This window comes from Paenisporosarcina sp. TG-14 (genome assembly GCF_000297555.1).
In the GTDB taxonomy this organism is placed as follows: Bacteria; Bacillota; Bacilli; order Bacillales_A; family Planococcaceae; genus Paenisporosarcina; species Paenisporosarcina antarctica.
Map to the genome: position 1 here is coordinate 39,396 of NZ_AMGD01000067.1, position 11,529 is coordinate 50,924.

12 protein-coding genes are annotated in these 11,529 nt (G+C 36.0%); 8 read left to right on the forward strand and 4 right to left on the reverse strand.

Going from position 1 to position 11,529, the window contains the following annotated elements:
* The first annotated feature begins 26 nt into the window (after positions 1–26).
* From C406_RS0116360 to C406_RS0116385, 6 genes are all read left to right on the forward strand, one after another.
* Entirely contained in the window at positions 27–620 is a 594-nt protein-coding gene (locus C406_RS0116360) for a YdeI/OmpD-associated family protein (protein ID WP_017381736.1), read from the forward strand.
* Between the two features lie 278 nt (positions 621–898).
* A complete protein-coding gene (locus tag C406_RS0116365; protein WP_017381737.1) occupies positions 899–1,378 on the forward strand; it encodes a DUF2975 domain-containing protein in 480 nt (159 codons plus the stop codon).
* Between the two features lie 10 nt (positions 1,379–1,388).
* A complete protein-coding gene (locus C406_RS0116370; protein WP_017381738.1) occupies positions 1,389–1,610 on the forward strand; it encodes a helix-turn-helix domain-containing protein in 222 nt (73 codons plus the stop codon).
* Between the two features lie 72 nt (positions 1,611–1,682).
* Complete coding sequence (locus C406_RS0116375; RefSeq protein ID WP_017381739.1) at positions 1,683–3,155, forward strand: DUF4153 domain-containing protein; 1,473 nt, start codon at positions 1,683–1,685, stop codon at positions 3,153–3,155.
* Between the two features lie 389 nt (positions 3,156–3,544).
* The gene (locus C406_RS0116380) at positions 3,545–4,492 is read left to right on the forward strand and encodes an AEC family transporter (RefSeq protein ID WP_237740585.1); all 948 of its coding nucleotides are present in this window, start codon (positions 3,545–3,547) and stop codon (positions 4,490–4,492) included.
* A 33-nt stretch (positions 4,493–4,525) separates the two neighbouring features.
* A complete protein-coding gene (locus tag C406_RS0116385) occupies positions 4,526–5,218 on the forward strand; it encodes an aspartate/glutamate racemase family protein (protein WP_017381741.1) in 693 nt (230 codons plus the stop codon).
* Positions 5,219–5,444: 226 nt separating this feature from the next.
* Here C406_RS0116385 and C406_RS0116390 read toward each other — a convergent pair whose 3' ends face one another.
* From C406_RS0116390 to C406_RS0116400, 3 genes are all read right to left on the reverse strand, one after another.
* Entirely contained in the window at positions 5,445–6,794 is a 1,350-nt protein-coding gene (locus C406_RS0116390) for a TrkH family potassium uptake protein (RefSeq protein ID WP_017381742.1), read from the reverse strand.
* A gap of 270 nt (positions 6,795–7,064) precedes the next feature.
* Positions 7,065–7,814 (reverse strand): esterase family protein, encoded by a 750-nt coding sequence (locus tag C406_RS0116395; RefSeq protein ID WP_017381743.1) that lies wholly within the window; start codon positions 7,812–7,814, stop codon positions 7,065–7,067.
* Between the two features lies 1 nt (position 7,815).
* The gene (locus tag C406_RS0116400) at positions 7,816–8,988 is read right to left on the reverse strand and encodes an ATP-grasp domain-containing protein (protein WP_017381744.1); all 1,173 of its coding nucleotides are present in this window, start codon (positions 8,986–8,988) and stop codon (positions 7,816–7,818) included.
* Positions 8,989–9,519: 531 nt separating this feature from the next.
* On the opposite strand from C406_RS0116400, the gene C406_RS0116405 reads away from it, so the two are divergent.
* On the forward strand, positions 9,520–10,032 hold the full coding sequence (locus C406_RS0116405; RefSeq protein ID WP_017381745.1) for a hypothetical protein: 513 nt from the start codon (positions 9,520–9,522) through the stop codon (positions 10,030–10,032).
* A 348-nt stretch (positions 10,033–10,380) separates the two neighbouring features.
* Entirely contained in the window at positions 10,381–10,974 is a 594-nt protein-coding gene (locus C406_RS0116410; protein ID WP_017381746.1) for a hypothetical protein, read from the forward strand.
* 312 nt (positions 10,975–11,286) lie between these two features.
* On the opposite strand, the gene C406_RS21130 is transcribed toward C406_RS0116410, so the two are convergent.
* On the reverse strand, positions 11,287–11,529 hold a 243-nt coding region (locus C406_RS21130), incomplete at its 5' end, for a hypothetical protein (protein ID WP_237740587.1).

Sequence of the window (11,529 nt, forward strand, 5' to 3'; positions counted from 1 at the left end):
GAAAAATTTAAGAGGGGTGTTCCTTGATGACAAATAGTAAAATGAATCCTAAGGTTGATGAATATTTAAGTAAATCCAAAAAGTGGAAGGAAGAATATGAGAAGTTGAGAGATATCGCTCTTGACTGTGAGCTGACAGAAGAATTTAAGTGGATGCATCCTTGTTACACATTTGATAAAAAAAACATCGTTTTAATACATGGATTTAAAGAATATTGTGCGCTTCTGTTTCACAAAGGTGCCTTGTTACAGGATGCCCATGGGATTCTAATCCAACAAACGGAGAATGTACAGGCGGCGCGCCAGATTCGGTTTACCAATGTTCAAGAAATAGTTGAAATGGAAACCATCTTGAAAGCCTATATTTATGAAGCCATTGAAGTTGAAAAAGCCGGTTTGGAAGTGAATTTTAAAAAGAATACAGAATTCATAATTCCTGTAGAACTTCATAGTAAATTCGATGAAATCCATGACTTGAAAACAGCTTTTGAAGCATTGACGCCGGGACGGCAAAGAGCATACATTCTATATTTTAATCAACCCAAACAATCCAAAACTCGAGAGTCAAGGATTGAAAAATATGTGCAGCAAATTCTTAATGGTAAGGGATTAAAAGATTAGTAACGATGAGAAAATAAATGAATCAAACTTTAAGATATTACCTCACTTTGCGTTCATTCGAATTCCTTTTTGATCGCAGGTAACACACAATTAAATAATTTAAAATGGAAAAAAACAAGAGCATTTCTTTGTAATGAGGAATGCTTTTTATCTTTGTCAAAAATTAAAAGCATATTTCTATAACAATAAACATACAGTTAATAACAATACTTATTTATCGTAATTCGATAAATTTTGTGTTAAAATCAAATTTAAATTAAATAAGTGAGGTGCTTTATATGAAACGGGAAACACTCTTTTTAAAGGTAGTTATTTTTCTTATGGCAATTCCGGTTCTGGCTGTGTGTATATTTGTTGTGCCTCCGCTTACAACTTTTGCGGGAGAATTAATTCCTAAGATTCCTTATTTGCAGTATGTCTTTTTATTCGCCTTGTATTTAACGGCGATAGCGTATTTTGTGGCATTGTATCAGGCGTTAAGGCTTTTAAGTTATATTGACAGGAACATCGCTTTCTCAGAATTATCGGTTAAGGCTTTGAAGAATATAAAATACTGTGCCCTCATAATCAGTGGATTGTATGTATTATGCATGCCAATCATAATGTTCATGGCGGAAGTAGACGACGCCCCAGGTCTCGGAGCACTTGGATTGATCATTACGTTTGCTTCATTTGTGATGGCAGTCTTTGCTGCTGTTCTTCAAAAGCTACTAAAAAATGCTATCGATATAAAATCAGAAAACGATTTAACGGTCTGAGGTGAAAACAATGGCGATTATAATCAATATTGATGTAATGATAGCTAAAAGAAAAATGAGCGTAACCGAACTTTCAGAGAGGGTTGGAATCACAATGGCTAATCTTTCTATATTGAAAAATGGAAAGGCCAAAGCGATTAGATTATCCACTTTAGAGGCAATTTGCAAAGCTTTAGACTGTCAGCCTGGGGATATTTTAGAATACAAAAGTGACGAAGATACTCAAGGATAAAGAGAGAATAGCTACCCGGTAGTTGAAGAACTACATTGTATATAAATAAACACAGTAAGAGGTGGTTGATAGATGGATACAGAAATTAAGAAAAATGAATGGCTGTTTATGCTCAGTTGTCTTGGGCTTGGGATACTTGCTGAAATCAGCTTTTTTCATGCCTGGATAGGAGTCTCGTATCTGGTTTTTCTCACAGGGTTCTATCTGGTAGTGTTTGTGCGGTTTAGACAGGGATTCAACCATCGGAAGATTGGTCTCTTAGTAATGGGGTGTATATGGCTCCTAGCAGCGAGTTATGTATTGTATGACAATACGCTTTTCTACCTGCTGAATATCGCGGTAATCCCGTTTCTTTTACTGTTCCATGTGGTACTGATTACAAGCCCTGGCAACCTGAAATGGGGCAAGCCCGCATTTGTGGGCCGAATGGCTGCTAAGATTTGGCAGGGTATCGCCTACAGTATGCAATTCAGTGGCAGAGTATTTAAGCTGGTGTTCAGAAATATGGATGAATCCACTACTCAGACAGTGAAACGGGTGCTGATTGGTCTTCTTATCGGTCTCCCACTCCTAGGGATAATTACAGGTCTTTTAATGTCGGCGGATGCCGTCTTTGAAGAGATAGTACTCAGTATGCCACAGTTTATATTTGAGCTAAACTTGGAAATTATATTTCGGACATTAGCTGTTCTGGTATTCACTTCTCTGTTTTTTGGGATTTTGCAGGTGTTGCAGATTAATAGGCGGACACCCATTCAGGAAAAGAATGATGAGGAGAATGGCACGATTAGCTGGAATGGGATAACTGCAGTGACAATCCTAATTCTGCTTAATGCGGTGTACACTCTTTTTACAGCCATCCAGTTCACCTACTTTTTCAGCGATGGGCTCCAGGAAGGCTATACCTACGCTGAATATGCGAGGCGCGGGTTCTTTGAACTGATAATCGTCACACTGATCAACTGGACGATACTGATTTGTTGTCTGAAGCTTGTGCGTGAACAGGGAGCAAAAATGAAGCTGGTGCTTCAGCTGATGTATTCTCTGCTGGTTATCGTCAGCGGAGTGATGCTGGTGTCCGCCTATCAGCGGTTGAGTATGTATGAAGCTGCATATGGATTTACCATGGAACGGATTCTGGCTCATGCATTTATGATTTTCCTAATTGTGATTTTTACCTACACACTCATCCGGGTTTGGTTTGAGCGACTTGTGCTTTTGCATTTCTATATGATCGCAGGGCTGGTGTTCTATACAGCGCTAAATGTCATGCATATTGAACAGATAATTGTGGATGAGAATCTGGAGCGTTACGAGCGAACCGGCAAGATTGATATTCATTACCTCGACGCTCTTTCCTACACGGGTGTTGAGGGATTGATTGAACTGTACAAAATGAATCCGAATTATCCGGAGCTCGAAAATATGTTATATGGTCGCCAGCAGATGATGAGGGATAATCCACTGGACGACTGGCAATCTTTTAATTTTACTAAGAAGGAGGTCCGCGAGCAGTTGATCGGTCTGGACCTAGAACAATACTGAGGTGGGTGAAGTCGGATGTATAAAGGTAGTCCGGACCACGTGGCAATTATCATAGTTAATGGCTAACCCATCTAGTTTGAAAAGTGGGAAGGAGAAAGAGATTCGATTATCAACTTTAGAGGTGATTTGTAAGGATTCATCATAGAAGTTGTTAATGATATCTAGTCATAGAGCCCAAATTCGCATATGAATTTGGGTTCTTTTTATCTGTTTAACTTTGATTTTGTACCACTCAACTGAACGGATGGTTTTGTAGAACCTATCGTTATATCAAAGAATTGGCTCCTTTCTTTTGATTAAAAATAAACAGGACATCCAGATAAAATAGAGAATATAACAATTAGATAGAGAAAATGGTTGTGGGTTTCTTTAATGAAACGTCTATCCATATGAATGGAGTAATGCACTTGTTATTTATAGGTATTGTCTTTTTGAATGTAATTGTACCCATACTGATTCTTTTACTCATTGGCGCAAGTTTACAGAGGAAATTTAACTTTGATTTGAAAGCTATGTCAAATTTAATTACGTATTGTTTCATGCCAGCAGCGGTTTTTATGAATATTTATGAAACAGATATCGATTTTGGAGTACTCCTGGAAATCATCGGGTATTTACTCATTTTCAGTTTTTGTTTAATGATTGTCAGCTCATTCATTAGTAAAATTCTTAAACTCGACAAAGGGGAAGCGGGAATTTTTAATAATAGTGTAGTGTTGATGAACTCAGGAAACTATGGAATTCCAGTAAGCCAATTAATTTTTCAAGCGAATCCTTTAGGGGTATCAATTCAAATTATTATGGTGGTCTTTCAAAATATCATTACGTATACATATGGTTTATATAACTTGATCTCTGCCACAAAATCCGGACTCGATATATTGAGGGCACTCATGTTACTTCCCATCATTCATGCAATGATACTCGGTGGGTTATTAAATGCATTTCATATTAATATTCCTAAATTTATTTGGATTCCGATCAATCAACTTTCCAATGCATTTATCGCCATTGCACTCATTTTATTAGGCGCACAACTCGCGAAAATCCAATTTAGAACGATGTTGAACAAGTTGATTATTGTCAGTAGTATCGGAAGATTATTGATCAGTCCAGGTATCGCGCTAATTCTGATCTATATCATGGGGCTAGATGGAGTAGTTGCTCAGTCTCTATTTATTGCAAGTTCATTTCCCACTTCAAGGAATAGTGCAACCCTGGCCATGGAGTATGATGTGTATCCAGAAGTAGCAGCTCAAACCGTCCTCTTTACAACGGTGTTAAGCAGTTTAACGGTAACAATTGTTGTGTATATATCATCAATTTTATTTGTTTAACTAGAATAAGAGTTTAATAAATGGAGGGTTATTGTGAAAACGATTGGACTAATAGGTGGTATGAGTTTTGAATCTTCAGTGGAATATTATCGGTTAATCAATGAAGAAGTGAAGAACAAATTGGGTGGATTACATTCAGCAAAATGTATTTTATATAGTGTCGACTTTTATGAAATCCAACGTTACCAAGCTGAAGGTGATTGGGAAAGTGCGGGTAATTTGTTAGGAGATGTTGCGCAGACTTTGGAAAAAGCGGGAGCGGAATTTGTCATAATATGCACAAATACAATGCACAAGGTTGTTGAACATATTGAGAGAAAAATCACCATACCTATTTTACATATTGCTGATGCAACAGCAAATCAAATTAAAAAAACAGGGATAAGTAAAGTAGGGTTATTAGGCACTAAATATACGATGGAACAAGATTTTTATAAATCCCGCATAGAGTCTAATGGCATTAAGGTATTGGTGCCAAATACCGAGGAAAGAGTGGGGGTAAATCGAGTCATTTTTGAAGAATTAGTTTTAGGCGAAATTTTGCAATCATCAAGAGATTATTACAAAGAGGTAATCCAACGTTTAATTGATAATGGAGCTGAAGGTATCATATTGGGATGTACAGAGATCGGATTATTAATAAAACAAGAGGATTCACAAGTCCCAATATTTGATACAGCAGTCATCCATGCCGTTACAGCAGTTAATAAGGCATTGGAGAGATAATCTCAACACTAGCATTACACGTGCCTACGCAATAAAATGAAGAGTGAAAATTAACCAAACTCTAATTTTAATAAGTCTCCCATTATTGTATAAACATACAGCGGTCTAAATATAGAAGTTGAACTGGTTTACGAACAGCAAAAACGCTTGGATCTAATAATGATCCAAGCGTTTTCTATAAAAGGACAATGAAAGGGTTGAATCATACAACTGAAGTAAACGGCTATTATCCGACAATGATACGTTCCTTTGGATAATGGTAATTAGCTTGTTGAGTTTTCCGGTTAAACAAGAAAATAAAAGATAAAATTCCTATTCTTCCAATGAACATAAGTGAAATGATGACTATTTTGCCAACCGTCCCAAGTTCGGGAGTAATTCCCATAGATAAACCAGTGGTACCAAATGCAGAGGTTACCTCAAACATTATTTCGAGTAAAGTAAATTGTTCAAATTCTGAGAGGATGACCACAGCTGCAAAACAAAGGCTAACAGCAAGCATGCTTACAATGAAGGATTTCCTAATATCATCTTCATGTATTTCACGTTTAAATACTTTTATACTTTTGTGTCCTCTTGCAAATGAGTATATAAACAGTAAGTTTAAAGCAAACGTGGTTGTTCGAATTCCCCCACCAACAGAACTTGGTGAAGCACCAATAAACATTAATAAACAGATAACCAATAAGGTAGCATCAGAAAACTGACTAATCTCCATGGTTGCCAACCCGCCATTCCTGGTTGTGGTTGATTGAAAGAACGAATAGAAAAGGGACTCATGCCAACTTTTGTCAGCAAAAAAATGATTTGCTTCAAATGCCCAAATGATGACTGTTCCTACTAACATTAAAGAGAAAAAAGTCAGAGTTGTTAGCTTCGTGTACAAGGAAAAGTGAATACTATTTTTCGTATTTCTATTCAGAATAAAATCCTTTACTTCAATAAGGACAGGGAATCCAATGGCCCCCAATGTTAATAATATAATCGTAATGAATTGAACGAAATAGTCATTAGCAAATGGTTCAAGAGAGCTACCTGTAATATCAAATCCTGCATTTGTTGTTGCACTAACAGAGGCAAATAAACCTTGATAGTAGGCTTCTTGCCATGTAGGGAAATAGCTTAGAAAATGTGTGCCTAGAATAATTGTGCCGATGAACTCTATTACAAGGATGATAACTAATATATGTCTCATGAGTTTGACTACACCAGCTAATTGAGATTGGTTTTGGTCTGTCATTATTAATTGGCGCTCTTTTAACCCAATTCTCTTTCCAATTACGACCCATATAAATGTACCCAGGGTCATGATCCCAATTCCACCGAACTGAAGGATAAATAATAGAAAGAATACTCCTGTTGTACTAAATGTATCTACTGTTGATACAACCGTAAGACCTGTTACACTTACAGCACTAACTACAGTGAATACCAAATCCAAAAAAGTCCAACTGACGCCAGGTTTCAGTGCAATAGGTAAGCTAAGTAAAATAGTTGAAAATAATACAGCAAATATATAAAAAGAAACAATAATCTTTGCAGGGTGAAACCTAATTTTTCTTAAAAAATTGGGCACGAGACATGGCTCCTTTTAGCTATCAAGTTATACATATAAATGAGTGTCAAACTTTGGGAAAGTTTAAAAGATCATATTCTTGGAATTATAACGCAGATAGATGAGGAAAGGAATATTACTTGAGTAGGATTATACTAGTAAAACAAGAAAGCTACTCTGTAAAGGGTAGCTTTCTTGTTTTATTATGGAAGCACCAGTTACATCTTCAAACCAAATCCCAATATCCATTGCTTATTTATCGGATGAACAACTACTATTACTGTAAATGACTTACATCCATTCACTTATATAAAAGCGAAATTGTTTTCTCCACCAATCCCAGTCGTGATGTGAATCATGTCCCCAAAAATCGATGCGTGCTGGAATCGATTTTTTTTCCAACAGATTCTTTAATTGATGGGTTTCATTAATCATTTCCTCTTCGTAAGCACCCTGCCCAACACAAATGACCAGTCGACTTTGTCTATAAGATTGCAAATAATTCTCATCATGCAAATCATTCAAATAGGAAAGGGTGGAGTGGAAGTAAACGTCATCATCCATATGATTACCAAAAAAGTAACTCGTCGAAAAGACACCGCTGAGTGCGAGCAATCCATCAAAAGCAAAGGGATGGCGAAAGAAAAAATTCGCACTATGGAATGCGCCCATGGAACAGCCGGTTATCCATATCTTTTGATCGTCTCCATGATTGCTCATCTTACTTTTGTGTAAAATAGATGGCACAAGTTCCTGGGCTATGTATTGATCATATTGCTTATGACGCGTCATGCGAGCATTGACACTCGGATGTTGAGAGAAAAATGTTTCTTCATCAATCCCGTCACAGGCCCAGACTTGAATGCGGCCCTCCTCGATGAAGTCTCTCAACTCTTCAATCATTCCGTTGTCTTCATATTGAAAAAAGCGCCCGCCAGATGACGGGAATGTTAATATCGGTTTTCCTTTATGACCATAAACTTTGTATTCCATGTCTCTATTTAATGAATGACTCCATTCCTTATGATAGGAGATATGCATGTTAATTCCTCATTTCCTCTTGAACATAAGAGACGATTGATTGTACCTTTTCTAACGTATCTGCTCGAAATTGAAAAGCGTAATTGCCCATTGCCTGGCTAAAAACATCTTCAATTCGATTATGGTTAACAAGGTAAGGTGAAAAGATAGACAGTATGTCTTCATGGCTGTGGACATAGTGCTTATGATCTTTCCGGCTTGCATAGGCGGTAAAGTATTTTCCTTCTTTAGGCGTGTCCACATGGTTATGGACAACCATATTGGCCCATTCTTTATAAACATCGCTATCATACGTAAAGTTAATGGCATCTGGCATCCAAGCGCCAGGAGGTCTCATATTTACTTCAAGTGCGTAGAGCTTGCCATTTTTTTGGGACTCAAATAATTCAATGTGAAAAAATCGTTCTTTTATGTCAAAAGCACGCAAAATACTCTGTCCTGCTAGTTTAACTTTTGTAGGTACTTCTTTTAAACAATAGTAGTGCAAATGGTCATTCGTATTAACGACCTTCATAATACTTTGATCAAATAAGTGAGTGGCAGCTAATTGTACAACGCCATCACGGTCAATTAAGCCATCATAAGTTAAAACATTACCTTCAATGAATTCTTCCGCAATAAAATTGACTTCTGCAGGCTTGTGCTCAAAAAATCGGTTTAATTCCTGGTCATTATTTATCTTAGAAGTCATGCTTGCACCTGCACCCAAATCCGGTTTGATCACGATTGGATAACCAACGGTTTTAATAAAATTAACTGATTTTGTATAATTAATATCCTTTACACTGCGAATCATTGAGACATCGCATTTTTCAAAAAACTTTTTCATCTTGGATTTGTGTATGACATCGTATACCAAATCCAATTTTGTACCGTATATATTGAAATCGGTTCGAATTTTTGCTTCCAGTTCTAACCAATGGTCGTTAAGAGACTCAAAACGATCTATTTTTCCAAACTTATGAGTGAAGTAACCAACCGATTTCAGAACTTCATCGTAGTCTTCCAAATTTCTAATTTGAATGTAATCTGTTAAAGCTTCCTTTAGCTTATCGCTTAGCGCCTCATAAGGTGTATCCCCAATTCCCAGGACGTTTGCACCGCTATTTTTTAAATTGATACAAAAATAGGTACTATTTTGAGGAAAGTGTGGTGAGAAAAAAATTATGTTCACTATAGTTCCTCCTAGAAATTGTTTTATATATAAATGTACTGTATGAATATTCAGTAATCAAGTAGTTTTTATTTTTTATGGCTTTATTAAAGTAAGAAGTGTAAATAATGAGTCTGGATATTTATGTTAAAATGAATGTAAGATTGTGAAGATTTCACTAAAACTAACGTGTCATGTTAATTGAATAACTAATTCTTTCAAAATACCATCACATTATCTAACTAAAAATTTTTTTAGGGGATATTTATTCATCAAAATGGAAAAGCGAACTCTCCAAAAACCAGTCAAATCAAACATGTATAATTCGTGAATAAAAGATGAATCGTTGAATAGAAAAAGAAGTGAGAGTCCGTAAAGGTTGGTTCGTAGGGGCGAACTTCCTAGAAGTAGTGTTATGTCAACCTACGGTGCATTCCATATACAAGCACGTGCATCGAGGGAAAGGCTGTTGTATCTTACTTAAAGAAGAATGTTGATTAATTTTTTAACTTCCATGAAAATTACTACTACATTGTTAAGGGGGATTATTTTATGTTTGGAATAAAAAATTACAGTCCGGAAATTTATACTAGCCCATCCAATATCGTAAAAGACCATAGAAACAACCTTGAAGGTCTGATAGGTAAAAATATAAAAGAAATTTGGGTGGCTTGGGAACAAACCAGCAATGAATGGTTTAAAGATTGTCCAGTGATTATATGTTTTGAAGATTGTCAGGTAGAGTTATGTGCTTATAAATCCAATGAATACGCTGTTTCATTTAATCAAATCCGTGTTTCTCAGGGCCTTGATTGGTATGGTACAGATTTAAAACTTAGTTGGGAAAAGAACAAGGTAGAAGAACTTAACTTCGCTATTGGTAAACGGGTGAATGGGATCGAAATTATTGAAAGATGTGAGGAGAACGAAGCGCATTATTTTTATTTAGATGGCATTGGATTTCAATTAAATGACGGCTATTTTGCCATATGCAATGGATTGGATGAGAACTTAATAGTCAAGAAAAGAGAAGAAGGACCAAATTACAAGCAGACAATTATCTGAGATTGTGATTGTCTCTTCAATTCTGGACTAAAGGTGATTACTTCCTAGTCCGGGTGTTATGTCAACCTACTGAGGTTTTACGGACGGAACATCCATTTGTTTGTTCAACTCCCATATACTTTAGTTGAAGAACAGGAGATCGTCAGAGACGGTCTTTTTTGTTTGCCTAAAACCCAAGACAGATTGGTTATTTATTATAGAGAGGAAAAGCGAATCAACCAAAAACCATAGGGAATATTATTGTAATTAAAGGATGTTAAGCTAAAATAAGGTAAAGTAAAATAGAAAGCAGTGCTTAAATGCATTCGCCAAACTTGTTTAATTTTTGGCTTCATTAAAGGGAGTTGGTTGAATAATCGTAATATAACTAAAGGGCAGGATAATTTAATTAGAACTTTGGATATAACAATAAAATTTGGAGTAAGAGAATTTTTTCGAAAGGGTGGTTTTGTGAAAAAGGTGATTGGACTTGTAATTATCGTAGGGGTTATAAGTTTACTAAGTGCATTCTATATTCCAGGCTTCACAGATAAAAACCAATCAAGAAATGCTGTCGAAGGTGTTTTAGATAATGTGATAGAACAAAATTATGATGAAGCTTTTAAAAGTGTTTATATTTATGATAGAGCTTCTGATTTGGAACCAACAATATCTTTTAATGACGCAAAAACCAAATGGATAAATCGGGTGAAAGATTTAAAAGAAAAGGGAACTTATGTTGTTGGATATAGCAATTTGCGTGTTAAGTTAGATGATACGTATCCAGTAGGAACAGTTGACTTAGTAATAATAGAGAATGGCGAAAAAACAGTGAAAAAAAATGTTGATTTGTGGTTTGCCAAAAGGGAAGGTAATTGGAAATTAGGCAATTTGTATATCAATGCTGATGCAGAAGAAATATTGGGAGTTTTAAGTGGGAATTTCAACTCCCATGAAAATTAAATTAGCTAACATTCGGCTGCCTTTACATGGTGGCTTTTTCTAATGTCCTATATTTTAATCGTGTGTCTAAACTTAGTGTCGTATAGGTTACTGAACTTAGATTGTTGAACGAGTTCTTGAACATTAATGAATGAGTTAACCCTTAGATGTCACTTTAGATGTTATTTTGCACCTATTTCAAGTGCTATTTTGCATATAAATTGAGAACCCCCAGCAATCCTGTTAAGACAAGGTTGTTGGGGGTTCTTATATATCTTTGGCAACTTCCGATAAGCCGTCATATGTTAACCGTTTTTTATTCTAGGCGAGTATTTATACTTCTTTTCTGCTTGTCATCTTAGACACTGCAATTATTAGATATAAAAAAATTGCTAATAAACCACTACTAAAGAGTGTGATAATTAAAGTCTTCGTTTGCAGATCATTATAATAATTTGTTGGATATGGTAACAAAATCGCTGGGTATAAAATACCCACCACAGATGAATACATAAGAACCCCTATACCAGACCAAATCCAATTTGCTTCAATGTGAACTGAGCCCTTATTAACGGA

Coding starts and splice junctions, on each gene's coding strand:
- C406_RS0116370 (WP_017381738.1), top strand. CDS start 1,389: ATGGCGATTATAATCAATATTGATGTAATGATAGCTAAAAGAAAAATG.
- C406_RS0116380 (WP_237740585.1), top strand. CDS start 3,545: ATGAATGGAGTAATGCACTTGTTATTTATAGGTATTGTCTTTTTGAAT.
- C406_RS0116360 (WP_017381736.1), top strand. CDS start 27: ATGACAAATAGTAAAATGAATCCTAAGGTTGATGAATATTTAAGTAAA.
- C406_RS0116375 (WP_017381739.1), top strand. CDS start 1,683: ATGGATACAGAAATTAAGAAAAATGAATGGCTGTTTATGCTCAGTTGT.
- C406_RS0116405 (WP_017381745.1), top strand. CDS start 9,520: ATGTTTGGAATAAAAAATTACAGTCCGGAAATTTATACTAGCCCATCC.
- C406_RS0116395 (WP_017381743.1), bottom strand. CDS start 7,814: ATGCATATCTCCTATCATAAGGAATGGAGTCATTCATTAAATAGAGAC.
- C406_RS0116365 (WP_017381737.1), top strand. CDS start 899: ATGAAACGGGAAACACTCTTTTTAAAGGTAGTTATTTTTCTTATGGCA.